Genomic DNA, 18767 nt, shown 5'->3' with positions numbered 1-18767 from the left:
GTTGGCTCTTCCGCACCAGGTGGGTGATGGTTCTTGGTTGTGTTCCGGCGGCAACGACCGCGAAACACAGCCGGCGCACCATGGTGGGATGACGCGGACTCCGAGCAGGATGCGCGGCGGCGCAATCGAAGGGACGGCCTCCGGCCCGGGAGCGTTGGTGTGCGAGGTGTGCGGAGCGCTTCCGACACCGCCCAGAGCGCGGCTGACCTTGGTCAACGTCGCCATCATGGTCCCGCTCGAGTTCGGGACGAACGTGATGGCGTTCAACACCGTCCTTCCGTTCCTGCTGAAGCTGGTGCTCATGACCGCGGTCACCAGCGGTTTGGCGATCTGGATCGCCGAGCCGACGATGATGCGGCTCCTGGGGCGATGGCTGCACGGCACCGCGCTCCGTGTGCACAGCGAACTCCACGCCGCGCCCGCCCTGTGGCGCATCCGGACAGCTGTCGACGATCAGCCGGGCGCCCTCGGGCATCTCTCCGGGGCGCTTGCCCGCTCCGGAGTGAACATCTTGAGCATCCAGGTGTACCCGGGAGGAGAAGACCATGCCGTGGACGAGCTGGTCGTGTCCGCGCCCGAAGACGTGAGCTGCAACACGCTCGCCGGCATCGTGCACGCCGCTGGCGGAAGGGACACCCGGATCTGGCCGACCACGGCCGTCGCGGTGGTCGACCCCGTGTCGCATGCCCTCGGCCTCGCGGTGCGTGTCACCCTCGACCCCGACGAGTTGCCGATGGCAGCCGCAGAGCTCCTCCACGCCCGACTCGATCCACCCGACGGGGACCGCCCTTCCTCCGACGGTGCCGCGATCATCACGATCCCGGCCGCGTTCGCCGGCGTGCACGTGCTCACCCGACCCGGAGAGCCCTTCACCGCCGCTGAACGAGCACGCGCAGCTCACCTCGCCGAACTCGCTGAGATGGGAGCGCTCCGGCCGGGAGCACCATGAGCTCAGCCCGGGCTCCCGGAACCGGGCGGAAGGGACACGAGCCGGAACCACAAACCGCTGAACACCTGGCTTTCGCGCAGAGCGCTAAGGGACGCCGTCTCCCTCCGCGTATGTTCGTTACGTGATGAGCACCAGTTACCGTCCCTCGCAGTGGCAGCATGACATCGTCTAGCTCGCGCACTCGTAGAGCGGCCCGCACCGTTGTTGCGGCCCGTAGCGCGCAAGCGTCGGGGACGATTAAGTGTTTCGTCCGGCTCGTTCAACGCGAGGACGGGCTCCCTGACCTCCAACTCCGCGAGAAGGCAACTTCCCGGCACGTGCGCGTCGTCACGAGCGAGCCGATGGTTGGCGATCTGGCTCCACTGAGAAACCTGCTCAACGACTGTTACCAGCACGGGCGAGGCCTGCTTGAACCTCGCAGCAGTCGTGAGTTCATCCTCGTCTCCGGACGAGTCGTGTCGCAGAGCGCCGATCAAGTGGTGATGTCGTTCGACGCTTCGTTCTCGACAAGGGTGAGGATACGATCGTCAGGCATCGCCCGTCCTCCATTGTCGGTCTGGTGCTACATCGAGGCCTACACCAAAGATGGCGAGCAGGGCTTGCGACTTCGTCAGAAGACCACGGGTCGCAAGGTCGAGATGTTTGGAGAATCTAAAAATCATCTCGTCGCGTTTCTCGCCAGTCCCGACTTAGTGAGCGCGCGCGATTCGATGCCAAACCTCTACGAGCGGGACGGTTACCGGGACTATGTCCTCGTGTCTGGGGGCACCGCAGTAGACTCGTACGACGTTATCCGATTCACCGACGACGCAAACCTGACGTACTTGCTAGGCCCGACGCCAGACACGGCTTATCGGGATGCCTTCCGAGTCGCGACAGAAGAGTCGCCTAGCACCGCGCACGCCCGCACAGCAGCAATGCATCTAGATCAGGCGCGCTACCGGGAAGCGGTCCTCTCCGCGCGGCTCGCCGTCGAGATGGCGTGTGGCGGGGACGGGAAGCAGGTCAGGCATCGTCTCGCGGACGCGCCGACACCTATAGCCGAGGCCGGTTCCATTCTCTTTATGATACGGAACGTCGCTGTCCATGAGGGTGGCACACGCGTTGAGCTGCAGGATGCGGAGATCGCCGTGGAAGCTATGCGAACGGTCCTCCGCTTCGTGAACAGATCATGAGCACGGTCAATGGCCTGACTAAGCGCCTCCGCGCTGCCAATTCCACCGCTGACCCTGATCCCGCTGGTGGCGTTCAGTCTGACCCTTGCCTCACCTCCTGCCGCGGCAAGCATGACGGCAGCAGTAAAGGAGTCCCAGCGGTTCGATTGACGTGCACGCCGATCCTCCCAACGACACCCTCGCCAGTGTGGTCAGAACAGACCCATGGTGTCAGACGCCGGCGGGTGGCTGCGAAGACAGCCGCAGCGGCGGGCGTTCCGAGGTAGAGTCACGTTCGGACGAGTGCTACGAGAGGGGGTTGGTGCTCATGCCGAATCATGACGCCGCTCAGAGCGCGCTTGGATACCTGCATCAGGTCGATTGGGCCCTCGTCGAGATGCTAGAGAACGGCCCCGACCGCCCAGATCAAATGATGATGCTCGAGCAGTTCGACGACGTCTCCTGGCAGGGCGACGCTGGCCCAACAGACCTGCTTCAGGTGAAACATCACGTGGGGCGGCGAGGCAATCTAGGAGACAAGTCGGTCGATCTCTGGAAAAGCATCAAAGTCTGGCTTGACGACTCCGCGTCGCGAGCCGTCGATGGACCAACGCTCCGACTCGTTACGACGGCGAATTGCCCCGGCGGTTCGGCAATGGAAGCACTCAAAATCAACTCTGCTCGGGACGAAAGGCGCGCACTCGCCCTCCTCGACCAAGCGGCTGACGACGCAGAGTCAGCCGAGACGAAGGCGGCACGAGAACTCTGGTCAAAACAGCCGAAGGACGTTCGAGCCTCCCTCGTGTCGAGGCTCTCCGTACTCGATCGCTCCATTCCCATCGACCAGATAGAGGTCCGACTGAGGCGAAGCCTCTGGTGGGTTGGCTTGAGTGAGGTCAACCTCGCTCTATTCGTCGACCAACTCCGCGCTTGGTGGCACGCGCTCTCCGTCGACCTATTACTCAAACGCCGCCCTCCCGTCGCCGCCCACGAGGTGCGATCGCGAGCGGGACTACTTAGGGACGGATTCAGCTCTAGTTCGCTTCCGACCTCAATCGCTAGGCCAAGTAAAGCCGAGATCACAGCAATCGTCGACACGCACGCGAATCACGTGTTTGTTCGCCAGCTCGGGTGGATCAACGTCCCTACCAACCTCCTCGAGCGCGCAATCATCGATTTTTGGCGCACAGTCGAGCAGACTACCGTGTGGGTAGCTAATCATCTTGTAGACCTGCTTGAGCTCCAGGAGTACCGCGACAACCTTGCCGACCAGTGGGATCACGCCTGGGACTCGATGCTTCGCAAGCTGCCGCCGAACGCCACCGAGAAGGAGAAGGAGGACGCGGGCTACGACCTTTGGTCGCAGATGCGCGATCGCGTCGGCACGTACCTCCGATCCGACTTTCAGGAATCTTTCTACCGTAATGGCATCCTTTACGAACTCGCAAATGTGGAAAATCCGGATGAGAGCCACGGGTGGCATCCCGAGTTCGAATCCATGCTTCGGCAGCTGACGGTGGGGCGAATAAAGTGACAGACACCTCGATCTCGGCTCCTTTAATGGAGCTTCCAAACTGGGAACAGCGGCACCCGAGCATCGCCGCCATGGTCAATCCCGCGTTGATCACCGCCACTGTTGCCGCAGCCGCAAACCGCTTCCAAACGGTTTCGTCGTCCGACATGCCTTGGGAGCTGAGTTTCTTGATCGTCCCGATGGCGCTGCACCAGGATACTCGGGCAGCAATACCATCGAGACGAGATTCCCACCTGCCTAAGTGGGTCGAGCGACATCCCGTCATCCACGCCGGACTTGCCCCTCGCGCGCGCGCTATGGCACCGTTCGTGAGAGAAGGCCTTCGTTACGGTCTCCGGACGGAGCAACTGATTCTCCACCCGTCAGGCTTGCTTCACGGTGAGCCCTACGGGCGCCTGCCCCGCAAGAACGGTGCGGACGTCCCCGCCATCATCTCCGCGGCCTCGTTCCTGGGTAGCTGGTTCGGCACAATCGACGACCCACCTACCGTGTTCGCTGTCCTCGGCGTGACACCATAGTCGTATGCAGCTACTGCGAGTGATCCTCTACCACGAGGATGGTCGAACCAGATCCGTCGACTTCGAGCCCGGAAGTCTCAACGTGATCGTCGGCAACTCTCGGACCGGAAAGTCCGCGCTGCTCGACATCGTTGACTACTGCATGGGGCAAGATGACGCGCCAGCGTTCCCAGGGATCATCGGACACGTCTGCGCATGGGTTGGGACACTGTGGATGGTCGGCCCTGGCAGCCGCGTGTTTGTCGCGCGCCCAAAACCTTCGAGGGGCAAGGCAACCTCGACCCTCGCAACCGTCCGTTTCGGCGGGGAAACTCTCGGGGCACCAGCACTGGAGGATCTCGAAACGACGCTGAACTCGGATCAGCTGCGTGACCAGCTCGGGGCACTCATCGGATTGAACGATGTCCGTGTCGCCCGTTCGGACGAGGATGGCGCGTCGATCTCGGTGACCCTTGACACAGCGAGCGTCTTCTCCTTCCAGAATCAAGACGAGATCGCTACCAAGTCACAACTCTTTCACCGCGGGACAGATCCACAGCTTCGTCGCCGCCTAGTGGACGCGTTCCCGTTCTTCCTCGGTGCCGTCGATGGCGATCAGGCGCAACGCCAAGCGGACCTTCGAGCCGCGGAATGGGCGCTCCGGCGGCAAGAAGCGGACTTCGAAGCCACGGTCAGAGACGGAGCACGAATAGAGTCAAGCCTTCGAGCGCTCGTACACGAGGCTTATGCAGTCGGCCTTATTTCAGCCGACGCTCCTTCCTCAGACAGTCGACAACTGGTCCTGGAGCTACTAACGTCCGCTCTCACGAAGCCAGGTACAGATGACATCGATACCGCAGTTGGTGAGCGCGTGCATGCGCTGCGCGAGCAGCAACGTCGACTACGACGCGAACTCACCGACGCGATGAGCAATCGAACGTTGCTACTAGAGGCATCGTCGGGGGCCTTCGGCTACGAGTCCGCAATTGAACAGCAGGCGGGCCGACTTCAAAGTCTGCAGCTCGTTGGTGAGTCCGTCGCGGAGCACCGCAATTGCCCGCTCTGTCAGCAGGCCCTGCATGGCGACGATCCGATCCCGCAGCAACTCGCCGAGCGTCTTTCGACCCTACGCGACGATATACGCCACCTCAGCACTGCAACCCCGGGCCGCCAGCGCGCTCTCGCAGACGCCCGAGCGCAAATTGCGACTTTGAGAGATCAACTTGTAGCAGTCGACGCCGCTTTAGCGACCGCGACCGCCGCTGACCCGGCCGGTGGGGAACAACTCGGTGACCTAGCAAGTCGGGCCTTCGTCCGCGGTCGGATCGATGCGACTCTTCGGGGCGCTCAGCCAGTCGACGAGGATGCACTCGAAGCGAATAGAAGCCGTTTGGAGCAGGCTCGCCTCCGAGTGTCATCTCTTCGCGAGACTCTGAACGATGCCGAGTCCAGGGATCTCCTGAATTCGCTTACAAATGTCATATCCGGCGACCTGACAGAGTACGCCGATCGTCTGGGCGTAGAGCACGCGGGGCGCAGCGTCAGGCTGGATCTGCAGAGACTAACTATCGTTGCAGACACGCTGGACGGACCTCGCACCCTGAAGCAGATGGGCAGCGGGGGCAATTGGGTGGGCTATCACTTGGCGGCTCATCTCGCCTTGCATCGTTTCTTCGTGAGGCAACAGCGCCCAACCCCTCGTCTGCTCATGCTCGATCAACCGTCGCAGCCATTTTCAGAGGGGCGGCAGCGTCAAGGCAACACCGACCCCGATGCCGTACGACGGGTATTTGAGTTACTTCGCGATGTTGCGGCCGAGCTGGCCCCCGATTTCCAGATTGTCTTGTGCGAGCACGTTGAACTTGACGACGAATGGTTTCGTCGTCACGTTCGCCAGTCCTGGCGCGGCGAAGGACTCGTGCCGAGAGACTGGGCCGACGAAGCCACCTGGGCGGAATATGATGCAATTGGAATCCGCTCGGATACGCACGATTAGAAGGAATAATCGCTTCCTGGCTTGAATCGTCGTCGGCGGCGTGGGAACTGGCGTCGAGGTTAATCCTGTCATCGCCCTCAAAAAGAGGGTATCCGCTAGCCAAGGTCGAACGCGCCGCTCGTACGACAGCGTCTTGACCGCCCCGCCGCGAGCGCCGATAGCGCTCATTCAGTCCCGTTCGCCTGGTGTCAGACGCTCCCACGCAGGTTGCTTACCGGAACGATGACCACTCACGCCGTTGGGCTCACGATGCTGGCTTCGTCTTGAGTGCGGCGAGGAGCATCAGGTCGGCTGGCGCTGCACCGACGAGCCGTCCGAGCCCATGCCAGCTGGGACTCGACGATGCCGTAGCCTTTCATCTAGACGAGAAATAACTGCCGGTCCGGCGTGCGCGCGAATCGGCACAGCTGCATGCGGATGCCGTTCACGGTGCAGGTGCGTTCAGCCGATCTTCGCCGCCACATGGAGAGTCGGGTCCGTGACGGCGGTTGGGGTAGGCGTCGGCGTGATTTCTCGTGGGTGCGCCGTTGTATGCGTGGCTTTCGCGGAGGTCACGGTGGTGGATGTCGGTCTGCTCTGCGCAGTGCAGTGCAGTGCAGTGCAGTGCAGCTGGTTAGTGCTGCTTCAGTGAGCACGGCGGTGACGGTGGTGAGGACGATTCGGTTCGTCAAGGCCGTCCTCCTCGCTGCCCGGCGCGAGGTTGAGCCTTGCGGCGGCGACTGTTCGGGCGGCGCCGAGGCGCTCCGGTTTCTTGGTGTCGGGTTTGGTCTTGGACAGCAGATGTAACGGGCCGAGATCGTCTCCGCCGGGCGGGGCTGGAGAGCCTCCTGACCGTGAAGACAGAGCCAGCCGAGCGGGCGCGTTCGGTTCATCGAGAGACGAACGGTGGCTGTGCTAACCGCGATGCTCTCAGCGGAGAGAATTCCACCGTGCTCCCAGGTGAACACTCTCGTCGGGTCCGTCGACGCCAGGAGCGCCGACTGAGTGGCGGCCTCGTCTCGCTTCGAGGTCCAGGTGTAGGTGCAGGGCGACGTATCGTCCGTCAGCGCCACGAACGTGCCGACCCAGAACAGCGAAGTCTATCGCCACTGTCTGTTACGAAGTTCACCGTGATGGCGCCGTTTGAAATGGTCGCGGTCATCCAACCGTCGTCGTTGGCGGAATTGTTCTGCTTCGAGTTGCCAGTGAGGTCGGGTAGGACGACCGGGTCCTGCGTCGGGGTGGATGACGCTGTCTGCGTGGAGTTCCAAGGAGCCTTCGTCGACGTTCCGTCGGAGCCCGCCGCACGGCAGCCGGCCGGCGAGCGGCAGGACAGCAGCGCACCTGAACTGAACAGCACGTACAACCTTGCCTTCCGGACGCGCTGATGCCCCCTGCCCACTTCCCGACCAGGGGCAGTCGTCGTTCCCGAAAAAAGGCAAAAGGCACCGCCGCGAGACTCTTGCGGAGCACAATCAACGCGCAAGGGCCGCCTTGCTACTGCAAGACCTCGACGCCGAGGCCTCGTCCGCTCACTTCATGACTAGGGCCGCGCCAAAGGCCGAGGGCCCCGTTGCTCCGCCTCCAGGATTCGAACCCGGACCTAACGGCACCAAAGGCCGTCGTGCTGCCATTACACCAAGGCGGAACGCACCCGGAGGTGCCCTCTCATCCTCCCACGGCTCCGACCCCCGTCTGAGCGCTGGCCGACCGCCGCCGCTTCGGCCAAGATGGAGGGATGCCGCCAGAGGACGAGGTCGATCGCATCGTGGCGGCGTGGGCTCGCGAGCGGAACGACCTGGACTTCGGGCCGCTCGAGGTCCTGTCCCGCGTCGACCGGCTGGCCCGGCACCTCGACCGTGCCCGTCGTGCGGCGTTCGACGAGAGCGACGTTGAGCCGTGGGAGTTCGACGTCCTGTCGGCCCTCCGCCGTGCTGGCGAGCCGTACGAGCTGAGTCCGAAGACCCTGCTGCAGCAGACGCTGGTGTCGAGCGGCACGATGACGAACCGCGTGGACCGACTGGCCGCCCGGGGGTTCGTGGGACGGCGCACCGACCCGAAGGACGGCCGCGGCATCCTGGTCTCGCTCACGGACGCCGGTCGCATCGCTGTCGACGCGGCCATCGCGGACCTGCTGGCCGCCGAACGGGACATCCTGACCGGGGTGTCCGACGGCGAACAGGACCAGCTGTCCGGCCTCCTCCGCCGCCTGATCCTCGGCCTGGGCGACTGACGAGCCCGCACGCGTCGGGGTAGCGTCCGCGGCATGCACGCGATCACCCTGGCCGTTGCCGACGTCGCACGATCGGCGGTCTTCTACCGTGAACTCCTCGGTCTCGAGGGCAGCGGCGTCATCGGCACCGAGTACCCGGCGACCGAGACGCAGGCCGGCGGGACGACGGCGATGTTCACGCTCGACGACGGTCTCATCGTGAGCGTGTACGGCCGCGACGACCTGGCGAAGGACTCCGGTGCGACGCTCGCGACGGCGCCGAGCAGTGCGATCGGGCACTTCGTCGGCTCCCGCGCCGAGGCCGACGCGTTCCTCGAACGGGCCCGGGCAGCGGGCGCCACCATGCTCGCCGCCCCGTACACGCGCCCGTGGGGCATGTACTCCGGCTTCTTCCAGGACCCGGACGGCCACCTGTGGGAGGTCGTCGCGAACCCCGGTGGGGGCGACCCCGCCGACGCGAAGCCGACGGCGTAGGGCAACCCAGCGGCCAGCGCCTGCCGCCCCGCTACACCCCGAGCTGCTCCGCGACCTCGAGCCACCGCTCCTCGAGCTGCTCGACCTCGGCCTCGAGCGCGGCGAGCTTCGTCTGCAGGTCGCCCAGCCCGGCGTAGTCGGACTGGTCGTGCGTCGCGAAGGCGTCGAGCAGCTTCTTCCGGTCCGCGCCGACCTTCCCGATGCGTCGGTCGAGCGCCGACATCTCCTTCTCGGCCACGCGACGGTCCGCCCCCGACATCGCCGGCGAACCACCAGCCGTGGACGCGGCCGCCTGACCGCCCGAGCCGGTCCCGGTGGCCGTGTCGGGCCTCCCGGCCGTCGCGGCGGCAGCCGCTGATGCGGTCCCGGCCGTCCCGGAGGCGCGCAACCGCATGTACTCGTCGACCCCGCCCGGCAGGTGGCGGAGTCGACCGCCGAGGACCGCGTACTGCTGGTCGGTGACGCGTTCGAGCAGGTACCGGTCGTGCGAGACGACGAGCAGGGTGCCGGGCCAGCTGTCGAGGAGGTCCTCCATCGCGGCCAGCATGTCCGTGTCGAGGTCGTTGGTCGGCTCGTCGAGGATCAGCACGTTCGGCTCGTCGAGCAGGATCAGCATGAGCTGGAGGCGTCGCTTCTGCCCGCCGCTCAGGTCCTTCACCGGGGTGGAGAGCTGCTCGGTGGTGAACCCGAGGCGTTCGAGCAGCTGCGACGGCGTCATCTCCTTGCCGTCGGCGATGTAGCTCGTCTTCTTGCGGGCGACGACCTCGCGGACGCGGTCCTCGGCGAACTCGGCCAGGTCGGCGAGCTGCTGGTCGAGGACGGCGACCTGCACGGTCTTGCCGGTCTTGACGCGGCCCGACGTCGGGAGGAGCCGGCCGGAGACCAGGTTGAGCAGGGTCGACTTGCCGGCGCCGTTCGGGCCGAGGATGCCCGTCCGCTCCCCCGGGGCGATCCGCCACTCGATGCGGTCGAGGATCTCCGTGTCGTCGAACGAGACGCTGACGTCGAGCAGGTCCACGACGTCCTTGCCCAGGCGCGCGGTGGCGGTCTTCGCGAGGGCGACGGTGTCACGGATCGGCGGGACGTCGTCGATCAGCGCGTTCGCGGCGTCGATGCGGAACTTCGGCTTGCTCGTGCGGGCGGGCGCACCACGGCGGAGCCACGCGAGCTCCTTGCGCGCCAGGTTCTGCCGGCGTTGCTCGGAGGACGCCGCTTGCCGGTCACGCTCGACGCGCTGCAGGATGTAGGCCGCGTACCCGCCCTCGAAGGGGTCGACCACGCCGTCGTGCACCTCCCACGTGTCGGTCGACACGGCGTCGAGGAACCACCGGTCGTGCGTCACGACCACCAGGCCGCCCTGGTTCGGCGACCACCGGCGGTTGATGTGCTCGGCGAGCCACTGGATGCCCTCGACGTCGAGGTGGTTCGTGGGCTCGTCGAGGAACAGCACGTCCCAGTCGCCGACGAGCAACCGGGCGAGGGCGACGCGGCGGCGCTGCCCACCGGACAGCTCGTCCACGCTGACGTCCCACGGGATGTCGGAGACCAGGCCGCCGATGACGTCGCGGATCTTCGGGTCGCCGGCCCACTCGTGCTCGGCCAGGTCCCCGACGACGACGCGTCCGACGGGCTCCCCCGCGGGCAGCAGGTCGCGCTGGTCGAGGTACCCGACGGTCAGTCCGCGGCGGTGGGTGACGCGGCCGTCGTCCGGTTCGAGTCGCTGGGAGAGCAGGGCCAGGAGGGTCGACTTGCCGTCGCCGTTCCGGCCGACGACACCGATGCGGTCACCCTCGTCGATGCCGAGGGTGACGCTGTCGAAGACGACACGGGTGGGGAACTCGAGATGCAGGTTCTCGGCGCCGAGGAGATGAGCCACCCGTCAAGGGTAGGCGGCGCCGGCGGGTGTGGGCACCGCGCGCGGCTGGGGGTGGTGGTAGTGGTGGTGCGAGGTTGTTCGGTTGGTGCGAGGTCGGTACGGCGCACGGAACGATCAAGCTCGCACCAGCTGTGCGCGAGCGCGGGCCGGGAGGCGCGGCTCAGCTCCCCGACGTCGGCTCGCTCTCGCCGGCGGCGTCCTTGGCACGACGCAGACGCGCGTCCTCGCTCGCAGGCTCGCTCGGCGCTGGGGTCGCCGGGCCGCTGGCGCGTCCCTCCGAGCTCCACCGCGCCCAGTACGCGATCTCGCGCTCGAGCTCGGCGAGTTCCTGCTCGGTCCCCGTGATGCGCTTGTCCCCGTGGGCACCCCGGGCGGCGTCCAGGGTGGGGTACCGGTCCTCGTGCCGGTTCGGCTCGAGGTAGCGGCCGTGGTTCCGGTTGTTCTCGCTCCAGTCGTGCCCCACCGCGAACCACACGATGCTGCCGACGACGGGGACGAGGATCACGAGGAACACCCACGCGACCTTCGGCAGCCCCCGCACCTGGTCGGCGCCCTTGGTCAGGATGTCGATCAGGGCGAAGATCAGCAGGACGATCGACGCCCCGTACAACAGCACGCTCATGACGTGGAGCCTATGGGTCTGCCGTGAACCCCACCATGCCCCAGAAGGTGTGCCGGGTTGCGATTCCACAACGGCCGGGGACGACGGAGGTCAGAGCGCGGCGACCCATTCGTCGGAGCCGTCGGTGAAGCGCTGGTGCTTCCAGATCGGCACCCGCTCCTTCACGAGGTCCACCAGGGCGGCGCAGGCGGTGAAGGCCTCTGCCCGGTGCGGCGATGACACGGCTGCGGCGAGCGCGACGTCCCCGATCCCGAGGGCACCGACACGGTGCAGCACGGCGATGCGGACGTCGGGGTGGTCCACCGCGATGCTGCGCGCGACCTCGGCGATGACGTCACTCGCGCTCGGGTGCCGCTCGTAGTCGAGGGTCGTCACCCCGCGCCCGTCGTCGTGGTCGCGGACGACGCCCGCGAAGGTGACGACGGCGCCGTCCCGATCGGTGGTCACGGCCGCGGCGACCTCGTCGACGGTGATGGTCCAGTCGACCACGTCGGCGAGGACGACCCGCGCGACGACGTCGACGCTCCCGGTCACGAGACACTCCGGGGAGCGTGACCATCGCCACGCACCTGGGCGACGACGTGTTCGAGCACCCCGTCGAGCACGTCGAGCCCGTCCGCGACCCCACCCCGTGATCCCGGGAGCGTGACGATGAGGGTCCCACCGGTGGCGATGCCCGCGACCCCGCGGCTGAGGAGCGCGGTGGGCCCGGCACCGGCCAGACCCCGCCGTCGGATCTCCTCGATGATGCCCGGCAGGTCGAGGTCGATGAGCGGCGCGACGGCCTCGGGGGTGCGGTCCGTCGGCGTGACGCCGGTCCCACCGGTCGTCAGCACGACGGCGGCACCGGACAGGACCTCGCTCGCGACGGTGTCGCCGATCGGGCCGCCGTCGGCGACGATCACGGGGTCCGGGACGCTGAACCCTCGCTCGCGCAGCCAGGCGGCGATGACCGGGCCCGTCCGGTCGAGCGACGCGTCGGCTGCTGCCTGGGTCGAGACGACGACGACCGCCGCGCGGCCCGTGCTCGTTGCGGTGCTCATCGGTTGCTCCAGTCTCCGGATCGGCCGCCGTGCTTCTCCAGCACGCGCACGTCGGTGATCGTGGCGGCGCGGTCGACCGCCTTCACCATGTCGTACACCGTGAGCGCCGCGACACTCGCCCCGGTGAGCGCTTCCATCTCGACGCCCGTGCGCGAGGTCGTCCGGACGGACACCGTGATCACGACGTGGTCGTCGACGCCGACGATGTCAACCTCCACCCCCGCGATGGGCAGCGGGTGGCAGAGCGGGATGAGGTCGGAGGTCTTCTTCACCGCCATGATCGCCGCGACCCGGGCGGTGCCGATCACCTCGCCCTTGGGCAGCGTGCCGTCGAGGATCCGCGCCACGACGTCCGGTCGGGTGACGAGCGTCGCGGTCGCCGTCGCGGAGCGGTCCGTGACGGCCTTGGCGGAGACGTCGACCATGTGCGCGCTGCCGTCCGCGCGCACGTGCGTCAGGTCCGCGTCGCGCTGGCCGTCCGCGGTCGTCGGTGTCGTCGTCGTCGGCGGCGGCGGCGCAGGGTGGTCGGTCATCGGATGCTCCAGACGGTCAGGGGGTCCCCGGGTGCGACGCTGTCGACCCCGACGGGGACGTGGACGAGGTGGGAGGCGGCGACGTAGTGCGCGAGCAGGTGGGAGCTGGGGCCACCCACGAAGTGCACGCGGCCGTCCTCGACCCGTCCGCGGCGGACCTGGTGTCTGCCGGACGGGGAAGACGCGGCGTCCGCAGCGGGGAGCACCGCTTCTGGTCGGTCCGGGAGTCCGACGGCCCGCGCGAGCACGGGGCGGAGGAACACCTCGAACGACACGAGCGTCGAGACGGGGTTGCCGGGGAACGACACGACCGGCACCGTCCGTCCCGCGAAGGAGACGGACCCGAGTGCCTGTGGGCCACCCGGCTGCATCGCCACCGGTGTCACCGCGAGGCCCCGCGGTTCGAGCGCCTGCCGCACGACCTCGTACGCGCCCGCGCTGATCCCGCCCGTCGTCAGCACCACGTCGGCCCAGTCCCCCACCGCGTCGTCCACGGCCCGGAGGAACGCGACGTCGTCGTCCGGTACGACCACGGACCGGGACTCCGCACCGACCTCGCGCAGAGAGGCCCGCAACGCGATGCCGTTCGCGTCCCCGATCGTCGCCGCCCCGACCCCCTGCAACTCCGACCCGGTGGACACGACGAGCACCCGCAATGGCCGCACGACCTGCACCTCGGACACGCCCGCGGACGCGAGGGCTCCGAGGAGCGCCGGTGTGATCCGAGTACCGGCAGCCGCGAGCTCCGCCCCTGCGGGGAGGTCGGTGCCGGTCGCCCGGACGTACGACCCGCGGACGACGTCGCCCGGCACGGTGACGGCCGCCAGCGCGAGCGCTGCGGGGAAGGCGCCCGGCGGTGTGGCTTCGACGGGGAAGACCGCGTCGGCCCCGTCGGGGATCCGCGCGCCCGTCATGATCGGGACGGCGGTGTCGGGCTCGAGCGCGGGCGGGACGGTCCCCGCCGGCACGGGAGCACCGACGCGCAGGGCACGGCCGGCGTCGGACGCGCGGACGGCGAACCCGTCCATCTGGCTGTTGTCGAACGACGGCAGCGGCACCGGGGCGACGACGCTCTGCGCCAGCACGTGGTGGGCGACCCCGGCACCGGTCGCGAGGTCGTCCACGACCCGGACCTGCGGCCCGAGACCCGCGAGGACCGGTGCGAGGAGCGCCTCGACCGCCTCGCGGTGCTGACCGATCGTTCGCACGTGTGCCTCCGAACAGGTGAGAAGTGCCGTCGTTCCCGGCCGGTCCGGGTTCGTCGTCAGTAGCGTAACGAGCGCGCAGAACGCGCTACGGACCATTCGGAGGACCTGTGGAGAACGACGTGACGGCCAACGGACCTGTGGACGGAGCACGCGCCTCCATCGGCGTCATCGGTGGCTCGGGGCTGTACGAGCTGTTCGAGGCCGGCACCGCGGACGAGTTCGACGTCGAGACGCCGTTCGGCGCGACGTCCAGCCCGATCAGCATCGGCACGATGGCCGGCCGCCGCGTCGCGTTCCTCACCCGCCACGGACGCGCGCACTCCGTCGCACCGCACCGGATCAACCACCGCGCGAACCTGTGGGCGCTCCGGTCGCTCGGCGTCCGCGCCGTCGTGTCGTCGAGCGCGGTCGGCGGCCTGCACCCCGACTACGCGCCCGGCACCTTCGTCGTCACCGACCAGCTCATCGACCGGACCTGGGGTCGCGCGGACACGTTCTTCGAGGACGAGGTCCAGCACCTCTCCTTCGCCGACCCGTTCGACCCGGTCCTCCGCTCCGTCGCGATCCGCGCGATCGCCGAGCTCGACGTGCCGCGCCGCACGACGGGCACCTGCGTCGTGATCCAGGGCCCACGGTTCTCGACGCGCGCCGAGTCCGTGTGGCTCCGGAACGCGGGCGGCCACACGATCAACATGACGATGACGCCCGAGGTACCGCTCGCCGCCGAACTCGGCATCGGCACCGTCAACCTGTCCTTCGTGACCGACGCGGACGCCGGCCTGGCTCCCGAGCCCACCGAGGTCGGCGACGGCGTCGAGACCAGCGAGCCGGTGACGCACGGGATGGTCATGGAACGCCTGGCGCAGGCGAACCAGGTCATCGTCCGGGCGATCGGCGCGATCGTCGCGGGGATCCCGGACGACTACACCCCGCGCGGACTCGTCCCCGCGGCGGCGAGCGCGAGCATCCTGGCGGTCCGCCCGTGACGCGGCTGCTCGTCACCGGGGGCGCCGGGTTCATCGGGTCCGCCATCGTCCGCCGTGCTCTCGCCGAGGGGTACGAGGTCCGCGTCCTCGACTCCCTGCGACCGGACGTCCACGGCGACCCGGAGGCCGTCGCGATCGCGCTCGAGCAGGCCGGCATCGACTTCGTCCGCGGCGACGTGCGGGAACGCGTCCCGCTCGACGTCGCCCTCGACGGCGTGGACGTCGTCTGCCACCAGGCGGCGAAGGTCGGCCTCGGCGTCGACTTCCAGGACGCCCCCGACTACGTCTCGACGAACGACGCCGGGACCGCGCACGTCCTCGCCGCGATGGACCGGCACGGCATCGGGCGGCTCGTGGTCGCCAGCTCGATGGTCGTGTACGGCGAGGGCGCCTACACGACGGCGCCGACCCCGACCCCGGACACGGGCACGGACACACACGAAGACGTGCACTCGCACGAGCACGCGGACACGGACGGACACGGCGGGACCCCCACCCGCCCACCGGCCCGCCGCCGCGAGGACCTCGACGCCGGTCGCTTCGACCCGATCGGCCCCGACGGCCGGCCACTCGTCCCCGGCCTGATCGACGAGTCCGCCACGCTCGACCCACGGAACGTCTACGCCCAGACCAAGGTCGCGCAGGAGCACCTGGCGTCCAGCTGGGCACGCGCGACCGACGGGCGCGCCATCGCCCTCCGCTACCACAACGTGTACGGCCCGGGCATGCCCGCGAACACCCCGTACGCCGGCGTCGCGTCCCTGTTCCGTTCGGCGATCGCCCGGGGAGAGTCGCCGCGCGTGTACGAGGACGGCCGGCAGCGCCGCGACTTCGTGCACGTCGACGACGTCGCGGGGGCGAACCTCGCCGCGATCCGCGCGACCGAGTCGCTGCCCGCCGACTCGTTCCGGGCGTACAACGTCGGTTCCGGGGTGGTGCACACGATCGGCGAGATGGCCGCAGCGATCGCCGGACCCGACGGCCCGCAGCCGGTCGTCACCGGTGAGTACCGCCTGGGCGACGTCCGGCACGTCACGGCGTCGTCGGACCGCATCGCGGCCGAACTCGGCTGGCGGGCCGAGGTGAACTTCGCCCGCGGCATGCGCGAGTTCGCGACCGCGCCTCTCCGCGCGGCGGTGCGCTGACCGGGCACGGAACGCACCGCGGCGCGCCCCGCCCGAGGGCGCAGCCGTCCACCGACCCACGCAGCCACGCAGCCACGCGGCAGCCCAGCCAGCACGCGCGGACGCGGCCGCCCCGGCCACCCGGCCACCCGGCCAGCCGGCCAGCGTCGGCCAGCGTCGGCCAGCGTCGGCCGATCTGCGCGGCCCGTCCCGCGCCTCCCGGCAGCAATGTCCCCCGGACCGGGCATCGGGGTACACCCCGTACCCGGAACGGCCAGCAGCCGTCCGGTTCCGTGGGGGCATGCCATCGCCCACCCACCGAACGCCGAGCGACGCCCCCCACGCCGTGTCCGGCACGCCCGGCGACGGACGCGGGACCCATCGATCGCCGGGGGCGTGCCGAATGGTCGGCATGAGCGTCGACGTCATCCTCCCCTGTCTCGACGAGGCCGATGCCCTCCCGACGGTCATCGGGCGCCTGCCGGACGGCTACCGGGCGATCGTCGTGGACAACGGTTCGACGGACGGCTCGGCCGACGTCGCCCGTGCGCACGGCGCCCTCGTCGTCACGGAACCGCGCAAGGGCTTCGGGTCCGCCTGCGCCGCCGGCGTGTCCGCCGCGACGGCCGAGTTCGTGGCGTTCTGCGACGCCGACGCCTCGATGGACCCCGCCGAACTCCCGGCCCTGGTCGAACGCGTGGCCTCCGGTCGCGTGGAACTCGCCCTCGGCCGACGCGTCCCGACCTCCCGCGGCGCCTGGGCACCGCACGCGCGCTTCGCGAACCGCGTGCTCGCCGTCCTCATGCGGCGTGCGACCGGGTACCGGCTCACGGACCTCGGCCCGATGCGCGTGATGCGGCGCGAGGACCTCGTCGCCCTCGACCTGCAGGACCGCCGGAGCGGCTACCCGCTCGAGATGGTCCTCGCCGTCCACGCCGCCGGCTGGCGCGTCGACGAGTCCGACATCGGGTACGCGCAGCGCATCGGGGACAGCAAGGTCACCGGCACGCTCCGTGGCACGGTGAACGCCGTCCGCGACATGTCGCGTCTGCTGCGCACGTACCGTGCTTCCGCTCCGCGGGCGGCTCGGGAGGCCCAGCTCGACCCCGTCGCGTCGGCCCCCGCCCCGCAGGCGGCCGGGTCCCAGCCGGAAGAGGTCCGGTCGTGAGCGCGGTCACCGTCGCCGTGGTCGCGAAGGAGTGCCTGCCCGGCAAGGTCAAGACCCGACTGACGCCGGCCCTGTCGCCCGAGGGCGCGGCCCGGGTCGCCGCCGCCAGCCTCGCCGACACGCTCGCCACCGTCCGGTCGCTGCCGGCCGCCCACCGCGTCCTGTTCTTCGACGGACAGGTCGTGCCGGACGCGGCCGACGGGTTCGACGTCCTGCCGCAGCCGTCCGGCGGCCTCGACGAACGCCTCGGCGCCCTGTTCGACGCGATCGACGGCCCGCTGCTGCTGGTCGGCATGGACACGCCGCAGTTCGGCGCCGACGACGTCGCACCGGTCTTCGACGAGCCGGAGCGTGACGCATGGTTCGGCCCGGCAGAGGACGGCGGCTTCTGGTCGCTCTACCTGCGGGACCCGGACGGCGCACACCTCCGCGGCGTGCCGATGTCCCAGGACGACACGGGCGCGGTGCAGCTCGCCCGCCTGGTCGACGCCGGTCTCGACGTCGGGGTGCTCAGCACGCTGCTCGACGTGGACACGGCGCCCGATGCCCACCGCGTGGCGGCGCTCGTCCCCGGTTCCGGCTTCGCGGCCGCACTGGCTGCGGAGGCCACGACGTCCACCGGCCCCGAGACTCGCGCGACCACAGCGACCACAGCGACTCCCGCGACCACACCGATCACCGGAGGTGCCCGATGACCATGCACGCGCCCGTCACGTTCGGTACCGGCGGTGGTGAGCCGTACGCCCGCGCCCTCCGCTCGGACGGCCAGCTCCACCTGACCGACCCTGACCGCCCCGGCTCGGTGGTGACCCTGGACGTCGGTCGGTGGAGCGCCGCCGCCGACCGCGTCGACCGGTCCCTGCTGGACGGCGCCGACGGTCCGGTCATCGACATCGGGTGCGGACCCGGCCGCATGCTCGTGGCGGCACGAACCCTGGGCCTCCCCGCACTCGGGGTGGACGTCTCCGCCGAGGCCGTGGCGATCGCCCGTCGGTCCGGCGCCTCGGCGCTGCAGGGCTCCGTCTTCGACACCGTGCCGGACGAGGGCCACTGGGACACCGCCCTCGTCATCGACGGGAACATCGGCATCGGCGGCGACCCGGTCGCGCTGCTCGCGCGCTGTGGCGAGATCGTCCGGGTCGGCGGCCGCGTCGTGGTCGAGGCCCACGCCGACCGCTCGGTGGACCGCACCTACACCGCGCGGGTCGTGGACGCCGACGGCCACGAGAGCGCCGCGTTCCCGTGGGCCGAGGTCGGCGTGGACGCGCTCCTCCGGCACGCCGAGGCGGCGGGCCTCACCGCGCGGCAGAGCTGGACGGCCAGCGGTCGGACGTTCTGCGAACTCATCGGCTGACACCCGGTCCGCCGGGTTGTCCACAGGTCCTGGTTCT

Annotated in this window: 19 protein-coding genes and 1 tRNA gene; 13 read left to right on the top strand and 7 right to left on the bottom strand. The window is 69.0% G+C overall.

What is annotated here, in order from left to right; all coding sequences use genetic code 11:
- The first annotated feature begins 226 nt into the window (after positions 1–226).
- The 6 genes from J7E22_RS09795 to J7E22_RS09775 all read left to right on the top strand — a co-directional run bounded on the left by J7E22_RS09795 (position 227) and on the right by J7E22_RS09775 (position 7497).
- A complete protein-coding gene (locus tag J7E22_RS09795; RefSeq protein ID WP_251008887.1) occupies positions 227–949 on the top strand; it encodes an ACT domain-containing protein in 723 nt (240 codons plus the stop codon).
- Positions 950–1266: 317 nt separating this feature from the next.
- Positions 1267–2124 (top strand): hypothetical protein, encoded by an 858-nt coding sequence (locus tag J7E22_RS09790; protein ID WP_214981516.1) that lies wholly within the window; start codon positions 1267–1269, stop codon positions 2122–2124.
- Between the two features lie 307 nt (positions 2125–2431).
- Positions 2432–3637 carry an ABC-three component system protein gene (locus J7E22_RS09785; RefSeq protein WP_308159211.1) on the top strand — a complete coding sequence of 402 codons (1206 nt, stop codon included), beginning with the start codon at positions 2432–2434 and terminating at the stop codon, positions 3635–3637.
- Positions 3638–3663: 26 nt separating this feature from the next.
- The gene (locus J7E22_RS18415; protein WP_374193267.1) at positions 3664–4155 is read left to right on the top strand and encodes a three component ABC system middle component; all 492 of its coding nucleotides are present in this window, start codon (positions 3664–3666) and stop codon (positions 4153–4155) included.
- Between the two features lie 4 nt (positions 4156–4159).
- Positions 4160–6130 (top strand): DUF3732 domain-containing protein, encoded by a 1971-nt coding sequence (locus tag J7E22_RS09780; protein WP_214981512.1) that lies wholly within the window; start codon positions 4160–4162, stop codon positions 6128–6130.
- Positions 6131–7239: 1109 nt separating this feature from the next.
- Positions 7240–7497 carry a hypothetical protein gene (locus J7E22_RS09775; RefSeq protein ID WP_214981511.1) on the top strand — a complete coding sequence of 86 codons (258 nt, stop codon included), beginning with the start codon at positions 7240–7242 and terminating at the stop codon, positions 7495–7497.
- A 188-nt stretch (positions 7498–7685) separates the two neighbouring features.
- Here the strand turns inward: J7E22_RS09775 and J7E22_RS09770 are convergent.
- Positions 7686–7757, bottom strand: a tRNA-Gln gene (locus J7E22_RS09770).
- Between the two features lie 90 nt (positions 7758–7847).
- Here J7E22_RS09770 and J7E22_RS09765 point away from each other — a divergent pair.
- Together J7E22_RS09765 and J7E22_RS09760 are read left to right on the top strand one after the other, a co-directional pair.
- The gene (locus J7E22_RS09765) at positions 7848–8342 is read left to right on the top strand and encodes a MarR family winged helix-turn-helix transcriptional regulator (protein WP_214981509.1); all 495 of its coding nucleotides are present in this window, start codon (positions 7848–7850) and stop codon (positions 8340–8342) included.
- A 33-nt stretch (positions 8343–8375) separates the two neighbouring features.
- A complete protein-coding gene (locus J7E22_RS09760) occupies positions 8376–8816 on the top strand; it encodes a VOC family protein (RefSeq protein ID WP_214981503.1) in 441 nt (146 codons plus the stop codon).
- A gap of 31 nt (positions 8817–8847) precedes the next feature.
- Here the strand turns inward: J7E22_RS09760 and J7E22_RS09755 are convergent, their stop codons facing one another.
- The 6 genes from J7E22_RS09755 to glp all read right to left on the bottom strand — a co-directional run bounded on the left by J7E22_RS09755 (position 8848) and on the right by glp (position 14098).
- Positions 8848–10692: an ABC-F family ATP-binding cassette domain-containing protein gene (locus tag J7E22_RS09755; RefSeq protein ID WP_214981496.1), complete on the bottom strand. Its 1845-nt coding sequence runs from the start codon at positions 10690–10692 to the stop codon at positions 8848–8850.
- A gap of 160 nt (positions 10693–10852) precedes the next feature.
- A complete protein-coding gene (locus tag J7E22_RS09750) occupies positions 10853–11314 on the bottom strand; it encodes a PLD nuclease N-terminal domain-containing protein (protein WP_214981495.1) in 462 nt (153 codons plus the stop codon).
- A gap of 90 nt (positions 11315–11404) precedes the next feature.
- Positions 11405–11848: a molybdenum cofactor biosynthesis protein MoaE gene (locus tag J7E22_RS09745; RefSeq protein WP_308159208.1), complete on the bottom strand. Its 444-nt coding sequence runs from the start codon at positions 11846–11848 to the stop codon at positions 11405–11407.
- A complete protein-coding gene (locus tag J7E22_RS09740) occupies positions 11845–12357 on the bottom strand; it encodes a molybdenum cofactor biosynthesis protein B (protein WP_214981494.1) in 513 nt (170 codons plus the stop codon). The genes J7E22_RS09745 and J7E22_RS09740 overlap by 4 nt, the downstream gene beginning before the upstream one ends.
- Complete coding sequence (gene moaC / locus J7E22_RS09735) at positions 12354–12890, bottom strand: cyclic pyranopterin monophosphate synthase MoaC (protein WP_374193266.1); 537 nt, start codon at positions 12888–12890, stop codon at positions 12354–12356. The genes J7E22_RS09740 and moaC overlap by 4 nt, the downstream gene beginning before the upstream one ends.
- Complete coding sequence (gene glp, locus J7E22_RS09730) at positions 12887–14098, bottom strand: gephyrin-like molybdotransferase Glp (RefSeq protein WP_308159207.1); 1212 nt, start codon at positions 14096–14098, stop codon at positions 12887–12889. Before glp ends, moaC begins: the two co-directional genes overlap by 4 nt.
- A gap of 119 nt (positions 14099–14217) precedes the next feature.
- On the opposite strand from glp, the gene J7E22_RS09725 reads away from it, so the two are divergent.
- The 5 genes from J7E22_RS09725 (at position 14218) to J7E22_RS09705 (ending at position 18730) form a co-directional block, all read left to right on the top strand.
- On the top strand, positions 14218–15084 hold the full coding sequence (locus tag J7E22_RS09725; protein WP_308159206.1) for an MTAP family purine nucleoside phosphorylase: 867 nt from the start codon (positions 14218–14220) through the stop codon (positions 15082–15084).
- On the top strand, positions 15081–16229 hold the full coding sequence (locus tag J7E22_RS09720; RefSeq protein WP_214981492.1) for an NAD(P)-dependent oxidoreductase: 1149 nt from the start codon (positions 15081–15083) through the stop codon (positions 16227–16229). The genes J7E22_RS09725 and J7E22_RS09720 overlap by 4 nt, the downstream gene beginning before the upstream one ends.
- A gap of 391 nt (positions 16230–16620) precedes the next feature.
- Positions 16621–17376 carry a glycosyltransferase family 2 protein gene (locus J7E22_RS09715; protein WP_308159205.1) on the top strand — a complete coding sequence of 252 codons (756 nt, stop codon included), beginning with the start codon at positions 16621–16623 and terminating at the stop codon, positions 17374–17376.
- Positions 17373–18071, top strand: coding sequence for a DUF2064 domain-containing protein (locus tag J7E22_RS09710; protein ID WP_214981489.1), 699 nt, complete (start codon positions 17373–17375; stop codon positions 18069–18071). Before J7E22_RS09715 ends, J7E22_RS09710 begins: the two co-directional genes overlap by 4 nt.
- On the top strand, positions 18068–18730 hold the full coding sequence (locus tag J7E22_RS09705) for a class I SAM-dependent methyltransferase (protein ID WP_214981488.1): 663 nt from the start codon (positions 18068–18070) through the stop codon (positions 18728–18730). The genes J7E22_RS09710 and J7E22_RS09705 overlap by 4 nt, the downstream gene beginning before the upstream one ends.
- The last annotated feature ends 37 nt before the right edge of the window (positions 18731–18767 follow it).

The organism is Curtobacterium sp. ISL-83, from assembly GCF_018613895.1.
In the GTDB taxonomy this organism is placed as follows: domain Bacteria; phylum Actinomycetota; class Actinomycetes; order Actinomycetales; family Microbacteriaceae; genus Curtobacterium.
Note: the sequence above shows the minus strand (reverse complement) of the source record. Positions and strands in the feature narration are given on the sequence as shown.

What these genes read in the sequence shown, in the direction of transcription:
- J7E22_RS09780 (WP_214981512.1), top strand. Translation starts at nt 4,160, where the DNA reads ATGCAGCTACTGCGAGTGATCCTCTACCACGAGGATGGTCGAACCAGA.
- J7E22_RS09785 (WP_308159211.1), top strand. Translation starts at nt 2,432, where the DNA reads ATGCCGAATCATGACGCCGCTCAGAGCGCGCTTGGATACCTGCATCAG.
- J7E22_RS09795 (WP_251008887.1), top strand. Translation starts at nt 227, where the DNA reads ATGGTCCCGCTCGAGTTCGGGACGAACGTGATGGCGTTCAACACCGTC.
- J7E22_RS09760 (WP_214981503.1), top strand. Translation starts at nt 8,376, where the DNA reads ATGCACGCGATCACCCTGGCCGTTGCCGACGTCGCACGATCGGCGGTC.
- J7E22_RS18415 (WP_374193267.1), top strand. Translation starts at nt 3,664, where the DNA reads ATGGAGCTTCCAAACTGGGAACAGCGGCACCCGAGCATCGCCGCCATG.
- J7E22_RS09715 (WP_308159205.1), top strand. Translation starts at nt 16,621, where the DNA reads ATGAGCGTCGACGTCATCCTCCCCTGTCTCGACGAGGCCGATGCCCTC.
- J7E22_RS09765 (WP_214981509.1), top strand. Translation starts at nt 7,848, where the DNA reads ATGCCGCCAGAGGACGAGGTCGATCGCATCGTGGCGGCGTGGGCTCGC.
- J7E22_RS09705 (WP_214981488.1), top strand. Translation starts at nt 18,068, where the DNA reads ATGACCATGCACGCGCCCGTCACGTTCGGTACCGGCGGTGGTGAGCCG.
- moaC (WP_374193266.1), bottom strand. Translation starts at nt 12,890, where the DNA reads ATGACCGACCACCCTGCGCCGCCGCCGCCGACGACGACGACACCGACG.
- J7E22_RS09740 (WP_214981494.1), bottom strand. Translation starts at nt 12,357, where the DNA reads ATGAGCACCGCAACGAGCACGGGCCGCGCGGCGGTCGTCGTCGTCTCG.
- J7E22_RS09750 (WP_214981495.1), bottom strand. Translation starts at nt 11,314, where the DNA reads ATGAGCGTGCTGTTGTACGGGGCGTCGATCGTCCTGCTGATCTTCGCC.